This window comes from Micromonospora sp. DT178, assembly GCF_049841695.1.
GTDB lineage: Bacteria > Actinomycetota > Actinomycetes > Mycobacteriales > Micromonosporaceae > Micromonospora.
The window spans coordinates 16,498-30,600 of the sequence record NZ_JBNCKV010000010.1; the positions used below are offsets into that span (position 1 = coordinate 16,498).

The following is a 14,103-nucleotide window of genomic DNA, read 5'->3' on the forward strand; positions in this document are numbered from 1 at the left end:
GGTGAGGATGGTGGGCATGCCGCTGTTCTCCCGCTCCGGGCGGTCCGTACTCGGGCGGACCGTCGGCACCGGCATCAAGGCCGTCCGCCTGCTGTTCCGTGGCTCGGTCAGCAGTGGCCGCTGGATGACCCGGCGGGCGGGCCGGGCCCGCGCGCGGGGCGCCGGGGGCGAGGTCGGCATGGTCCGCCTCTTCGACCTGCACGCGGTCTCCTGCGCCGGGGACACGCTGATCGCCATCGGCCTCGCCGGGACGATCTTCTTCAACGTCCCGCTCGGCGAGGCGCGCAGCAAGGTCGCCCTCTACCTGCTGGTGACCATGGTGCCGTTCGCCATGCTCGCCCCGGTGGTGGGCCCGCTGCTCGACCACTTCCGCCACGGCCGCCGGTACGCGCTGGCCGCCACCATGCTCGGCCGCGCCTTCCTGGCCTGGTTGATCTCCGACTACATCCACGGCTTCGGCCTCTACCCGGCGGCCTTCGGCGTGCTGGCACTCTCCCGCGCGTACGGGGTGGCCCGCTCGGCGGCCGTCCCACGGCTGCTGCCGGAGGGGCTCGGGCTCTCCCAGGTGGGCGCCCGGGCCAGCGTCTACGGCACGGTGGCCGGCGCCCTGGTCGCTCCGATCGGGCTGGCCGCCTTCTGGTTCGGGCCGCAGTGGCCGCTCCGGGTCGCCTCGGTCATCTTCCTGGTCGGCATGGTGATCTCCCTGCGGCTGCCGCCGAAGGCCGACTCCGAGCCGCCGGAGCGGGTGCCCCGACCGCTGCGGGCGCTCGGCCGGCGCACCGGTGACCGCCCGCTGGGCCGGGGGCGACCGGCCGGCCGGCTCGTGATCGCCACCCTGATCGGCGCCGCGACGCTGCGCGGGCTGTACGGGTTCCTGCTGCTCTTCCTGGCCTTCGCGATCAAGGCCGGCGACCTGACCACCGTCGTCTTCGGCCGGGACCTGGGCGACGAGGGGGCGCTGGGCCTCGTCGGCGCCGCGCTGGCCGTGGGCACCTTCCTCGCCACCGCGATCGGCACCCGGCTGCGCATCCACCGGCCCGTCGCGATCCAGTCCAGCGGCATGATCATCGTGGGTGGGGTGGCGGTCCTCGCCGCGCTGATGTTCTCGCTGCCGATGGTCGCCCTGCTCTGCCTGGTGGCCGCGCTGATCAGCGGCATCGCCAAGCTCGCCGTGGACGCCTCGATCCAGGAGCGCATCCCGGAGCGGCTGCGGGCCAGCTCCTTCGCCCACTCCGAGACGGTGCTGATGCTCGCGTTCGTCGCCGGGGGCGGGCTGGGGCTCGTACCCTTCGACGGCCGGATCGGGATCGCCGTCGCCGCCGGGGTCGGCACACTGGCCGCCGTCCGCGGCGTGGTGGTGGCGAGCCGCCTGCGCGCTGAGCGGCTGGCCGGCCGCCCGCTCGCCGACGAGGAACTGGCGGACGACACCGACGATGCCGGCAGCGACGACGGCACGGGCAGGAGCGACGGGACCGGCACGGGCGCCGGCGCCGACACCCGCACCGAGACAGGGGGTGGCCCCGACACCGGGGTGGCGCCCGTCTCGCCCGCCCCGGCGCAGGGCGGCTCGCCGTTGGACGACCCGGCCCTGGCCCCGCCCGGGTACCACATCTACCGGCCGTCGTCGGCCGTCGGCGGGCCGGGCGGTGCGGGCGGGGCGGACGACGAGACCCGGCGGGAACCGCAGGGGCCCCTGCCGTGACGGGGCTGCTGGTGGTCACGGCGGTGCCCGCCGAGGCCGAGGCGGTCCGCGCGGGCCTGACGGACGCGTCGACGACGGTCCTGCCGGCGGGGGTCGGTCCTGCCGTCGCCGCCGCCACCACAGCCCGGCTGCTGGTGCTCGCCGAGGCGGCCGGCCGCCCCTACCGCGGTGTGGTCAGCGCGGGCGTGGCGGGCGGCTTCGCCGGCCGGGTGGAGGTCGGCGCGACGGTGCTGGGCTCCGTGTCCGTCGCCGCCGACCTGGGCGCCGAGTCACCGGCGGGCTTCCTCCCGGTGGACGAGCTGGGCATGCCCCCGGAGTGGCTCGGTGGCGGCGTCGCGCTCCCCGCCGACCCCGGCCTGCTGGCCGCCCTGCGGGCCGCGCTGCCGACGGCGACGGTGGGCGCGGTACTGACTGTCAGCACGGTGACCGGCACCGCCGCCAGCACGGACGCCCTGCGCCGACGTCATCCCGACGCGGTCGCCGAGGCCATGGAGGGGTACGGCGTGGCCGTCGCCGCCGCGCAGGCCGGCGTCCCCTTCGTCGAGCTGCGTACCGTCTCCAACCCGATCGGCCCCCGCGACCGCGACGCCTGGCGCATGCGCGAGGCGCTCGCCGCCCTCACCACCGCCGCCACGGCCCTGAGCTGAGCCCGCCCACCTGCCCCCGCGCTGGCCCGCCCTGCTCCCGCGCTGACCCGCGCTGACCCACCCTGCCCCGGCTCGGCACGGCCCTGCCCTGCCCTGCCCGGCGATCATCCTCCGGACGCCGGTCGCCGGTCGAACCGCAGAGCCGTCGGTCGGCCCGCCTCCACCTGGTAGCCGCAGGCGATCAGGAAGCCGGCCCCACCGATGTCGGCAACGACGCGCACCGTTTGGATACCGGCCCCGTCCATTCCCTCGCCGAGGAGCTGAAGCAGCCGGCGGCCGATGCCCAGGAAGCGCAACTGGGGCGCGACGAGGACTCCGTCCAGCACCATCTCCCGCCGGTCGCCCAGATCCTCGCCGAGCAGCAGGTCCTCGCTGCGTTCGTGTGCCCGGAGTTCGCCGACCAGTTCGCCGCCCGGCAGCTGGGCCACGAACCGCCAGCACCCGTCCGGCACCCCCTCCGTCACACGACGGAAACTGACCACGGCGCGGGCCCGTTCCCGTACCCGTCGCTCGTCGCGTCGCCCACGGTGGAGGTCGTACGTCCTCTCCGGCACCCGCGCCGGCCACTGCTCCGGCGGAACGTACCAGTGCCCCCACCACGCACCCGGCCAGTCCTTCAGCGTCCGGACCTCCCGGACGTCGAGGTGCGCGGGATAGCGGCGGCCTCCCTCGTCGCGTCGTCCGTCGTGCGGTACGAACGGCAACACGGTGACGGCCCCCAGTTCGCCGTCCCCCGGTTCGCCGTCCGTGCTCCGTTGGTCAGCGGTCCGGACGCCCACCGCCAGCTCTCCGCCAGCAGCCCGCACCAACCGCTCCACCGTCCGCAACTTCGGATCGGCTGCCGGATCGGCCTCGATCCGCGCCAGCGTGCTCTTGGGTACGCCCGACCGACGCGCCAACTCCCGCTGGCTCAGGTCTGCCTGGCGCCGGAGAGCACGCAGCGCCGCCCCCACCTCGATCGGTCCGGTCGGCTCCGCCACATGTCGATCGTTGCGACGCCACAAGCGCCCGTCAACAAGCGCGACACACCTGTGGACAATCCTGTGGACAACTGGCTTGGCGCTGTGCGGCCGGGTGCTCTTCGGCACGCTGTCGAGCTGCCCCGTTCGTGAGACCACTGGCCCACGGAGATGCCCAGCACCGTTGAGCGACCGGTATCCAGGAACGGGGCCGTCTGCACTGGTCCCCGGCGTGCGAGGTCGGTGCACTCGGGCATCAGCCGGGTCATGCAGCAGGGGTGCGACGGCGGAGACCGAGCAGTGCTCGGCGCGCGCCGGCACAGGGCTGACCGGCCCTAGGCCGCTCCCCCGCTGGTGCGGCCGGCACTCGCCGGATCGCAACTTGCCCATTTGCCGCATCGCGGCTTGCACTATCTGGCGGATCGCGGCTTGCCCCATCTGTGAGGGCAGCTCGACAGGGGCCGAACAGGACACCCATTGCCGCCCTGGTTGTCGCCGTCGCGTCCACTCGGCCCGTGGCTCGTGGCGTCAGAGATCCGCTCGGCGGACGCTAGCTGCTCGGAGGGACGCGGCTCGTCGTCGTGGGACATCTCCCAATCGCATCGTCGCGTGTACCGTCACCGCGCACACTTGCGCCTCCGCGCCTCCACCTCGCGGGGCAGCGCCACCTCGCGGGGCAGGTCACAGTCGTGAGGGCCAGGCGAAGCCGGGCCCCCGGCGGCGGGGATACGGTGAGGGCGTGGCGCTCTCGCTGGCTTTCTCTCCCTGCCCCAACGACACGTTCGTCTTCCACGCCCTGGCGCACGGTCTCGTGCCCGGCGCACCGCCGGTCGACGTCACGTACGCCGACGTGGACGTCACCAACACGGCCGCCGAGCGCGGGGCGTTCGACCTGGTCAAGGTGAGCTACGCGGCGCTGCCTTGGCTGCTGGACGACTACCACCTGCTGCCCTGCGGGGGTGCGCTGGGCCGCGGCTGCGGCCCACTGGTCCTGACCCGCGGCGACCAGCCCGACGGCTCCGGCCAGCCCGACGGCTCCGGCCAGCCCGGCGGCCCCGGCCAGCCCGAGCGGCCCGGCGGCCCTGGTCGCGCCGATCTCAGCGGTGCCACGGTGGCGGTGCCGGGCGACCGGACGACGGCGTACCTGCTCTTCCGGCTCTGGGCGGCCGAGCGGCCCCCGGCACGGATCGAGGTCGTGCCGTTCCACGAGATCATGCCGGGCGTCGCCGCCGGCCGGTACGACGCCGGTCTCGTGATCCACGAGGCCCGGTTCACCTACCCGCGGCACGGCCTGACCGCCCTGGTCGACCTCGGCGAGTGGTGGGAGGCCGACACCGGCCTGCCCATCCCCCTCGGGGCCATCCTGGCCCGGCGCGGCGCGGTCGACCCGCAGGCCGCAGCCGGGTGGATCCGCGAGTCGGTACGCCAGGCCTGGGCCGACCCAGCCGCCAGCCGCGAGTACGTGCTGGCGCACGCGCAGGAGATGGAGCCCGACGTGGTGGACCGGCACATCGGGCTCTACGTCAACGAGTTCACCGCCGACCTGGGGGACGCGGGGTTCGCCGCCGTCCAGGCGTTGCTCGGCCGGGCCGCCGACGCCGGGCTGGTGCCTCAGACCTCCAGCTCGTTGGCGACCGCGTGGACCAGCTGAGCGATCTTCTGCGCCGTCTTGCGGTCCGGGAAGCGGCCCCGGCGCAGGTCCGGCTGGACCTTCGCCTCCAGCACCTTGATCATGTCCTCGACGAGGCCGTGCAGCTCCTCCGCCGGCCGGCGACGCAGCTCCGCCATCGACGGCGGGGCGTCGAGCAGCTTGACCCCCATCGCCTGCGCGCCCCGGCGGCTGTCCACCACGCTGAAGTCGACCCGCTGGCCGCCCTTGAGGTCGGTGACACCCGTCGGTAGCGCGCCCTTGGGAAGGAACACGTCGCCACCCTCGTCGCTGGTGACGAATCCGTATCCCTTGGCCGCGTCAAACCACTTCACTCGCCCCGTCGGCACCTGAGAACCCCTGCTTCGCTTGAGCTTGAGACGTCTACCGCTCCAAGGCTAGCCGGATCATGCCGTCCAGCGCCGCCGGGAATCCGGTGAGATCATCCAGCACCACCTCCGCCCCGGCCGCGCGCAGCTCGTCGGCGGTGCACGGGCCCGTGGCGACCCCGATGCCGGGTACGCCCGCCGCCCCCGCCGCCACCATGTCGGCCACGTGGTCGCCGACGTAGTGGGTCGCGCCGTGCCGCCGCAGCGCGGTCGCCTTCTCCTCCGCGAACAGGTCGCCCGCCACCTCGTCGGCCACCAGACCGAGGTGGTCGAGGTGCAGCCGGGCCAGGCGGCCCTGCTTGGCGGTGACCACCAACACCCGCCCGCCGCGTCCGCGTACCGCGTCGATCGCGGCGACCGCCCCGGGCAGCGGGATGGTGGGCGTGATCGCGTACGCCGGATACAGCTCGCGGTACGTCAGGACGGCCTCGTCGACCTGCTCCGGCGGGAACCAGCGGGCGATCTCCGTACGCAGCGGGGGGCCGAGCCGCGCCACGGCTGCCTCCGCGTCCACGTGCACCCCCGTCCGGGCCGTCAACGCCCGGAAGGCGTCGGCGATGCCGGGACGCGAGTCGACCAGGGTCATGTCGAGGTCGAAGCCGACCGTCAGCGCTGCCATGCGGGAGAACGTACCCGCCCATCCCGGGTCAGCCGGACGTCCGAGGGGCGGGAGGACCCTCCATCGGGCTAGCGTGGAACGACGATGACCACCTCACTCGCCGACCACCTGCGGTCGCTCCCCGACGAGTCGCTCGCCGCCCTCCTCCAGCTGCGGCCGGACCTCGTCGTACCCGTGCCGGCCGACGTCTCCGCGCTCGCCACCCGGGCCCAGTCGCGGGTCTCGGTGGCTCGCGCCCTCGACGCGCTGGACCAGTTCACCCTGCTGATGCTGGACGCCGCCCGGCTCACCCGGGACGCCACCGAGCAGACCACCTCCACCGACGCGGTGCTCGCCATGGCCACCGCCGGTCCGCAGCCGCCCGCCCCCACCACCGTCCGCGCCGCCGTGAACCGGCTGCGCGCGCTCTTCGTGCTGTACGGCCCCGAGAGCGCCCTGCGCGTGGTGGCGAGCGTCGACGAGGTCGCGCCGTACCCGGCGGGCCTGGGTCGACCGGCGGCGGAGCTCGGCCCGCGGACGGCCGCGCTCTGCGCGGACCCGGCGAAGCTGCGGCGGACGCTGCTGGCCGCGCCGCCCTCGGCCCGGGCGATCCTGGACCGGCTGGCCGCCGGACCGCCGGTCGGCAGCGTGCCGGCGGGCGCGTTGCAGGCGCCCCCGCTCGGCGCGGAGGACGACCTGCCGCCGGACCCGACCAACGGCGGCGCGCCCACCGGCTCGCCGGTGCGCTGGCTCGTCGACCACCACCTGCTGGTGCCGGTCTCCGGCGGCCGGGCCGGCGCCACGGGCACCGTCGAACTGCCCCGCGAGGTCGGCCTGCTGCTGCGCCGCGACAGCGGCCCGCTCGGCCCGCTGCGCAGCAGCCCGCCGCCGGTGGCCACCCCGCCGCGCGAGCCGAAGGCCGCCGACTCCGCCGGGGCCGGGCAGACCATGGAGGTGGTACGCCACACCGAAGGGCTGCTGGAGCAGCTCGCCGCCGAACCGGCGCCGGTGCTCCGCTCGGGCGGCCTGGGCGTCCGCGACCTGCGCCGGCTCGCCAAGGCCGTCGGAGTGGACGAGCCGACGGCGGCCCTGCTGTTGGAGGCGGCGTACGCGGGCGGGCTCGTCGGCGAGGTCGACCTGTCCGGGTCCACCACCACCCGGCACGGCGCCGACCAGCAGGTCCTGCCCACCGCCGGGTACGAGGTGTGGCGGGCGGGGACGCTCGCGCAGCGCTGGGAGCAGCTCGCCCGGGCCTGGCTGACCATGACGCGGCAGGCCGGGCTGGTGGGGCAGCGCGACGACCGGGACCGGCCGATCACGGTGCTCTCCGCAGAGGCGGAACGCGCCGGCGCGCCGGCCGCCCGACGGGCCGTGCTGGAGGTCCTCGCCGACCTGGAGCCGGCCACCGGGCCCACCCCCGAGGAGGTGCTGGCCCTGCTCGACTGGCGGGCGCCGCGGCGCAGCCGGGGGCGGGAGGCCGCGCACCGCGAGGTGCTGGCCGAGGCGGCCACGCTGGGCGTGACGGGGCTGGGGGCGCTCACCTCGTACGGGCGGCTGCTGCTCGCCGACGTGACCGCCGCCGACGAGCGGGGCGGCGACGACCCCCTCGGGCTGCGGGCGGACACCGAGAGCGGCGACCCGACCAGCACCGTACGCGCGCTGGACGCGCTGCTGCCCGCCCCGGTGGACCACTTCCTCGTGCAGGCCGACCTGACCGTCGTGGTGCCCGGCCCGCCCGACCCGGCGCTGGCCGCCGAACTGGAGGTGGTGGCGGAGCACGAGTCGGCCGGCGGCGCCAGCGTGCACCGGGTCACCCCGGCCAGCGTGCGCCGGGCCCTGGACGCCGGCTACTCGGCCGACGACCTGCACGCCCTGTTCCGCCGGCGGTCGCGCACCCACGTCCCGCAGGGGCTGACGTACCTGGTGGACGACGTGGCCCGCAAGCACGGCGGGCTGCGGGTCGGCTCCGCCGGGGCGTACGTGCGCAGCGACGACGAGGCGCTGCTGACCGAGGTGCTCGCCGACCGGCGACTGGAGCCGCTGGCGTTGCGCCGGCTGGCGCCAACGGTGCTGTCGACGCCGTACCAGGTGGGTCGGATGCTGATGGTGCTGCGCGACGCCGGGTACGCCCCGGTGCCGGAGGACGCGAGCGGCTCGGCGGTGCTGGCCCGCCCGAAGACCCGGCGGGCCCCGGCCCGGTTACCGGTGACGACCCGGACGCTCGACCCGCTGACCACACCGAAGCTGGCCATGCCCCGCCTGCTCGGCGTGGTGGAGCAGATCCGGCGCGGCGACGCGGCGGCCCGGGCCGCGCGGCGGGCGCCGGCCGTGGTCCGGGGCGGGCTCGGGCGCACCGGTCCGGCGCTGGTGCCCTCCCACAGCGACGCCCTCGCGGTGCTCCAGCAGGCGATCCGGGACCGGGCGCTGGTCTGGGTCGGGTATGTCGACGCGCACGGGGCCACCGCGTCCCGGCTCGTCCGGCCGGTCTCGATGGGCGCGGGCTACCTGCGCGCCGAGGACGACCGGACGGAGATGCTGCACACGTTCGCCCTGCACCGGATCACGGCAGCGGTGCTGGAGGACTGAGCGGGTCGGGTCAGCGCCGGCTGCGGCGTACCGTCCCGACGACCGAGACGATCAGCAGCAGCGTGAACCCGGCGCCGGCCGACTCGCCGACCGAGTCGACGAAGCCCTGTTCGAGGACCAGCCAGCCGAAGAGGAACCAGCCGACGAGCACCACCGCCGCCACCCCGTACGCGACCACGGTGGCGGTGGAGACCTCCTCGACGGGCGACCGGTCGTGCGCGGGACTGTGCTCCGTGATCACTTCTCGGTCGACCGTCATGCCCAGCCTCCCCGTCCGGTTCGACGCCTGACGTCCAGCGTGACACCGCCGTGGCGCGAGTGACAGGGGATAAAGCCCGGATCGGACGAGTTGTGCGATGCCGCGGAGGCGTGTCGGGGCGGCTCAGGTGCCCCGGGCGACTCAGGTGCCGGGGCGCCGCCCCACCAGCACCACCTTGCTGCCGACCTTGCCCAGCTCCCAGTAGCGGACGGCGTCGCCGGGGAGCAGGTTGACGCAGCCGTGCGAGCCGATCGACTTCTCGTGCAGGTACGTGGTGGTCTGGTGGAAGCCCATGCCCCGGGTGAAGTGCTGCCAGTACGGCAACCACACCTCGTACGGGTCGGACCACTCCTTGACGTTGCGGTAGTTGATCGTGAACGTGCCGGCGGGGGTGCGGTAGCCGGGCATGCCCGTGCGGGTGACGGTCGGCTTGACGAGCACCTTGCCGTTGCGCATGACCCAGGTGGTCTGCCGGGTCAGGTCGATGCAGAAGGTGGTGCCCGAGCCGGCCCGGCAGCGCGCCGTGTCGGTGGTGGCGAGGCGCTTCGCCACGTCATGGGTCGTGGGCCCGGCGCGGCCGTGGGCGGGGCGGATGTCGTACCGCTTCTGGAACTTCTTGATGGCGGCGCAGTCGGCGGCGGACTGCCGGCCGTCGACGGTCACCCGCCCGAACCCGCCCAGCCGGGCCAGGTACGCCTCCACCTCGCGCTGGTGCTCGCCCTGCGGGCAGCCGGCGGCGGACGGCGACCCGGTGGGCTTCGTCGCAGGGCGCGTCGGCTTCACCGTGGGGCGCGTCGGTGCCGGCGTGCTCCGCGTCGGCTTGACCCTGGGCTTCGGCGGCGCCGTGCTCGGCTGCGCCCGCTGGTCCGGCCCGGGCGCACCGCTCGCCCCCGTTACCCGCTCCGCAGCCCCGGCCGCGACGGGTCCCCCGCCCCCGCCGCCGTCGGCCTGCGGATCGAACGTGCACGCACCGGCACCGACCAGCGTGACCACTGCCAGGGCGACCAGCCGGCTGCTGATCCGGACATGTTTCATGCTGCCTCCCTGACAGGTGTTCCCTTTGCTAGACGTTGCGAGTACCGCTCCGGTTGCTCCAGGTGACCAGATTTTTCTGCCGTCACCCGGTTGCGTGCAACACTGGTGGGTCGGCCTGGGCGGGTCAGTCGCCTCCCGGACAGCCGGCGACCGAGGCGGAGGAGAGGCACTGGCGTGAGCGGTGGACCCCTGATCGTGCAGTCGGACAAGACCCTGCTGCTGGAGATCGACCACCCGGACGCGCAGGCATGCCGGATGGCCATCGCGCCCTTCGCCGAGCTGGAGCGCTCCCCCGAGCACGTGCACACCTACCGGCTGACGCCGCTCGGGCTGTGGAACGCGCGCGCCGCCGGCCACGACGCCGAGGGCGTGGTGGACTCGCTGATCAAGTACTCCCGCTACCCCGTGCCGCACGGGCTGCTGGTCGACGTGGCCGAGACGATGGACCGGTACGGCCGCCTCCAGCTCGCCAACGACCCGGCGCACGGCCTCGTCCTGCGGGCGCTGGACCGGCTGGTGCTGATCGAGGTCGCCAAGAGCAAGAAGCTCGCCGGGATGCTCGGCGCGAAGCTCGACGACGACACGATCGCGGTGCACCCGTCCGAGCGGGGCCGGCTCAAGCAGGCGCTGCTCAAGCTCGGCTGGCCGGCCGAGGACCTGGCCGGCTACGTCGACGGCGAGGCGCACCCGATCGAGCTGGCGGAGGCCGGCAAGGACGGCCGGAAGCCGTGGACGCTGCGGTCGTACCAGCGGGAGGCCGTGGAGGCGTTCTGGGCCGGCGGGTCGGGCGTCGTGGTGCTGCCCTGCGGCGCCGGCAAGACGCTGGTCGGGGCGGCGGCGATGGCCGAGGCGAAGGCGACCACCCTGATCCTGGTCACGAACACGGTGGCGGGGCGGCAGTGGAAGCGGGAGCTGATCGCGCGCACGTCGCTGACCGAGGAGGAGATCGGCGAGTACTCGGGCGAGCGCAAGGAGATCCGCCCGGTCACCATCGCCACGTACCAGGTGCTCACCTCGCGCAAGAAGGGCACGTTCACCCACCTGGACCTGTTCGGGGCCCGCGACTGGGGCCTGGTCGTCTACGACGAGGTGCACCTGCTGCCCGCGCCGATCTTCCGCTTCACGGCGGACCTCCAGGCCCGCCGCCGGCTGGGCCTCACGGCGACTCTGGTACGCGAGGACGGCCGCGAGGGCGACGTGTTCAGCCTGATCGGCCCGAAGCGGTACGACGCGCCGTGGAAGGACATCGAGTCGCAGGGCTGGATCGCCCCGGCCGAATGCACCGAGGTACGCGTGACGCTCACCGATGCGGAACGCATGTCGTACGCGACGGCGGAGGCCGAGGAGCGCTACCGGATGGCGGCCACCGCCCGCACGAAGCTGCCGGTGGTGAAGGCGCTCGTGGACCGGCACCCGGACGACCAGGTGCTGGTGATCGGCGGCTACATCGACCAGCTCCACCAGCTCGGCGAATACCTCGACGCACCCATCGTGCAGGGCTCCACGACGAACAAGGAACGCGAACGGCTCTTCGACGCGTTCCGCTCCGGCGAGGTACGCACCCTGGTCATCTCGAAGGTCGGCAACTTCTCCATCGACCTGCCCGAGGCGGCGGTGGCGATCCAGGTGTCGGGCACGTTCGGCTCCCGCCAGGAGGAGGCACAGCGGCTCGGCCGGGTGCTGCGGCCGAAGGCCGACGGCCGGCAGGCGCACTTCTACACGGTCGTCTCCCGCGACACGATCGACACGGAGTACGCGGCCCACCGGCAGCGCTTCCTGGCCGAGCAGGGATACGCGTACACGATCGTGGACGCCGACGACGTCCTCGGCCCGAAGCTCCCGACGGTCGACTGACCGTGAGCATCGCGGGGTCGTGGCACGGGTCCGGGTCGCCCCGACGCCCCTGTTCGACGGAGTCCCTGTGCCGGCCTCGGGAGGCGCCTGATGTCCCCCGCGCGCTGTAGACCTGATGTCGTAGACGACTCATCCGCCAGCGTTTCGCGATTCGGCAATGGAGGCTCCGCATTCCCGTGGGGTTCAACCTGCCGATCTGTGCGAGCTGAGGGCGAGTTCGGTCGTCCGTAGCGCAGCACCAGCGCCCGCGAGGACGGCTCGAATCTTGGTGGACATGTCGTAGTGTCGATGGCATGACAGCTGTGGCGGTGTCCCTCGCAGTGTTCGTGGTGGTGCTGCTCGCGGCGTTCGTCCTTGTCGGCTGGCGAGACCGGAACCGGCTCTCCTCACCTGAGGATTCGGCTGCGGTGCGCGATGCGACGTCCGCCCAGGCGCGGTATGCGGCCGAGCGTCATGGTGCTCAGGGTGAGGTATGGCGGAGCGGTCAAACTCCTAACAGCACCTGAGTACGCCTCGAACCAACTGGCCTCGACCGGGTCAGGCGGCTCGGAGCTTCCGCAGGACGTACTGGTTGAGGCTCATGCCATCCTCGGCGGCCTGGATGGCGAGTTCCCGGTGCAGGCTCTCTCCGACGCGGAGGTTGAACTTGCCCGAGTAGCTGCGCTCGGCGAACGGCTGGGGCACCTGCTCGCCCTGCTCCTGCATGTCCTCGATCACCTCACGAAGGAGATCCTGAAGCCCTTGCAGAGCCTCGATCTGGGAGGGAGCCAGCCAGGAGAGAGAGGGAAACTCGGCGCAGGTGGCGACGAACTCGCGATCCTCGGCGGACCAGGTGACGCGGTAGGTGTAGTGGGTGATCTCCGGACGAAGATCGGGTTGCATCACGTGGCCTCCTTCTTGTCGATCGCCCTGAGCACCTGCCGGACCTGGTACGCCTTTGCCTTGCCTTTGTCGTTCTGAATATTCACGCGTGGGTCTCCCGCCCAGGGCGTCTTGAACACTGCATGAGAGCCCGCCAGCCTGCCGCGGCTTCCCGAAGTAGTGTTCGCACGTCCGATAGAGATCGTTTTAAGCAATGTTCTGCGGGTTCAGCCGCATCGCTGCAACGAGCTTGTCTATGGACGGCACGCAGCAATGGTACTACTGGCGGTACCACAGCTGCAAGGTGATCCGCCTGCCGGTAACCTCGCCCGACCTGCTGCGGGCGCGGATCCTCGCCCGGACCGCCGTCCGGGTGCTGGCGCGGCTCAGCACCCGCGTCGAGCCCCCCGGGGGGTCACGTGTCGGCCGAGGACCAGCAGGGCGTACGCCATTGGGTCCTCTGCGACCGGCCGCTGCCCGGCAACGCGCGATGCCCACCGATCCCTCAGAATGACCAAGAGGTTTGCGCCTTCCGACAGGCTCGCCGGTGACGCAAACCTCTTGATCAACTCGCCTCGACGCAGCGGTGAGGCAGGGGGTCAGCCGGCGCCGCCGGCCCGGAAGGCCACCCAGGCGTCGCTCATCCGGTCCGCCTGTCCGGCGGTGAACATGTTCATGCAGGAGTCCTGCGTGTAGTCCATGAAGTTGTGGATCGGGTCCAGCCCGGGTGCGGTGCAGGTGTCCGCGCCCACCGGGCAGTTGAACTGCGGCGCCGCCTCCCGCGGGGTGTCCGCGACGAAGTCGCCGGCGGCGGAGCAGCCGTGCGCGAAGGTGTGCTCCAGCATCAGCCAGTGCCCGACCTCGTGCGTCAGCGTGTCGCCGAGGGCGTACTTGCCGGCCGTGCCGCCCGGCATGGACTCGTCGAGCATCACCACGCCGTCGATGTAGTCGCGGCCGTTGTTGTAGCCCTTCGGGAAGTACGCCCAGCCGAGCAGGCCGCCGCCGATGTTCGCCGCGTACACGTTAAGGGTCGCGGAGTCGCCGGTGTGCAGCGCCTTCTTCATGTCGCGCTCGTTCTTGCCCGGCACGACGGTGTACCAGGCGCTGTTGACCGTCCACGTCGTGTCGACCAGGTCGAACCGGAACGGCGTGTCGGAGGCGTTCGCGGCGGTGCGGCCCGCGAACGAGTCGTTGAGCACCTTCATCTGCGCCGCGATCAGGGTGTTCCACCTGGTCGTCTCGGCCGCGGTCAGGGGGTGGTCGGAGACCATGTGGAAGACCGTCGGCACGGTGACGCTGCCGTTGGCCAGGCGCGGGGTGTCCTTGATGACGCCGTAGGCGTTCGCCTCGTTCTTGGCGTACAGCTCCGGCTCCTGGGCGGTGGCGCCCTCGGCAAGCCGGGCCGCTCCGTGCCCGTGGGCGTCCGGCTCGCACCCGGCGACGCCCGGGGAGACGGTCACGGGCGCCGCCGATACCGCGCCGTAGGCGCCACCGGACGCCAGGAACGTCGCCGCCGTGGCGGTGAGGACTGCAAGTCGGAAGATCGGTCTCCTGTGCATCGGTGC

The 14,103-nt window shown here is 73.4% G+C and carries 12 protein-coding genes and 2 pseudogenes; 7 read left to right on the forward strand and 7 right to left on the reverse strand.

The window, feature by feature from the left end; all coding sequences use genetic code 11:
• Positions 1-16 precede the first annotated feature (16 nt).
• A pseudogene (locus ACLQ22_RS19560) lies at positions 17-1,438 on the forward strand (MFS transporter); the annotation flags it as partial.
• A gap of 260 nt (positions 1,439-1,698) precedes the next feature.
• Positions 1,699-2,349 carry a futalosine hydrolase gene (locus ACLQ22_RS19565; RefSeq protein ID WP_425693579.1) on the forward strand — a complete coding sequence of 217 codons (651 nt, stop codon included), beginning with the start codon at positions 1,699-1,701 and terminating at the stop codon, positions 2,347-2,349.
• A 104-nt stretch (positions 2,350-2,453) separates the two neighbouring features.
• Here the strand turns inward: ACLQ22_RS19565 and ACLQ22_RS19570 are convergent, their stop codons facing one another.
• Positions 2,454-3,329, reverse strand: a complete 876-nt coding sequence (locus ACLQ22_RS19570; protein WP_425693580.1) for a helix-turn-helix domain-containing protein — start codon at positions 3,327-3,329, stop codon at positions 2,454-2,456.
• A 718-nt stretch (positions 3,330-4,047) separates the two neighbouring features.
• Between ACLQ22_RS19570 and ACLQ22_RS19575 the strand changes: the two genes are divergently transcribed.
• The gene (locus tag ACLQ22_RS19575) at positions 4,048-4,959 is read left to right on the forward strand and encodes a 1,4-dihydroxy-6-naphthoate synthase (RefSeq protein WP_425693581.1); all 912 of its coding nucleotides are present in this window, start codon (positions 4,048-4,050) and stop codon (positions 4,957-4,959) included.
• Here the strand turns inward: ACLQ22_RS19575 and ACLQ22_RS19580 are convergent.
• Together ACLQ22_RS19580 and ACLQ22_RS19585 are read right to left on the reverse strand one after the other, a co-directional pair.
• Entirely contained in the window at positions 4,920-5,306 is a 387-nt protein-coding gene (locus ACLQ22_RS19580) for a cold-shock protein (RefSeq protein ID WP_101413859.1), read from the reverse strand. The two genes, ACLQ22_RS19575 and ACLQ22_RS19580, sit on opposite strands and share 40 nt — an antisense overlap.
• A 34-nt stretch (positions 5,307-5,340) precedes the next feature.
• Positions 5,341-5,964 (reverse strand): HAD family hydrolase, encoded by a 624-nt coding sequence (locus ACLQ22_RS19585; RefSeq protein WP_121397001.1) that lies wholly within the window; start codon positions 5,962-5,964, stop codon positions 5,341-5,343.
• Between the two features lie 84 nt (positions 5,965-6,048).
• On the opposite strand from ACLQ22_RS19585, the gene ACLQ22_RS19590 reads away from it, so the two are divergent.
• The gene (locus ACLQ22_RS19590; protein WP_425693582.1) at positions 6,049-8,529 is read left to right on the forward strand and encodes a helicase-associated domain-containing protein; all 2,481 of its coding nucleotides are present in this window, start codon (positions 6,049-6,051) and stop codon (positions 8,527-8,529) included.
• Positions 8,530-8,539: 10 nt separating this feature from the next.
• Here the strand turns inward: ACLQ22_RS19590 and ACLQ22_RS19595 are convergent, their stop codons facing one another.
• Together ACLQ22_RS19595 and ACLQ22_RS19600 are read right to left on the reverse strand one after the other, a co-directional pair.
• Positions 8,540-8,788, reverse strand: a complete 249-nt coding sequence (locus tag ACLQ22_RS19595) for a hypothetical protein (RefSeq protein ID WP_416608714.1) — start codon at positions 8,786-8,788, stop codon at positions 8,540-8,542.
• Between the two features lie 141 nt (positions 8,789-8,929).
• Positions 8,930-9,823 (reverse strand): L,D-transpeptidase family protein, encoded by an 894-nt coding sequence (locus ACLQ22_RS19600; RefSeq protein WP_425693583.1) that lies wholly within the window; start codon positions 9,821-9,823, stop codon positions 8,930-8,932.
• Positions 9,824-9,997: 174 nt separating this feature from the next.
• Between ACLQ22_RS19600 and ACLQ22_RS19605 the strand changes: the two genes are divergently transcribed.
• Entirely contained in the window at positions 9,998-11,677 is a 1,680-nt protein-coding gene (locus tag ACLQ22_RS19605; protein WP_121397005.1) for a DNA repair helicase XPB, read from the forward strand.
• A 293-nt stretch (positions 11,678-11,970) separates the two neighbouring features.
• Positions 11,971-12,183, forward strand: coding sequence for a hypothetical protein (locus ACLQ22_RS19610; protein WP_425693584.1), 213 nt, complete (start codon positions 11,971-11,973; stop codon positions 12,181-12,183).
• Between the two features lie 31 nt (positions 12,184-12,214).
• Here ACLQ22_RS19610 and ACLQ22_RS19615 read toward each other — a convergent pair whose 3' ends face one another.
• Positions 12,215-12,559: a type II toxin-antitoxin system HicB family antitoxin gene (locus tag ACLQ22_RS19615; RefSeq protein WP_425693760.1), complete on the reverse strand. Its 345-nt coding sequence runs from the start codon at positions 12,557-12,559 to the stop codon at positions 12,215-12,217.
• A gap of 235 nt (positions 12,560-12,794) precedes the next feature.
• Here ACLQ22_RS19615 and ACLQ22_RS19620 point away from each other — a divergent pair.
• A pseudogene (locus ACLQ22_RS19620) lies at positions 12,795-13,089 on the forward strand (hypothetical protein).
• 48 nt (positions 13,090-13,137) lie between these two features.
• On the opposite strand, the gene ACLQ22_RS19625 reads toward ACLQ22_RS19620, so the two are convergent.
• Positions 13,138-14,097, reverse strand: a complete 960-nt coding sequence (locus ACLQ22_RS19625) for a zinc metalloprotease (RefSeq protein ID WP_425693585.1) — start codon at positions 14,095-14,097, stop codon at positions 13,138-13,140.
• Positions 14,098-14,103 lie beyond the last annotated feature (6 nt).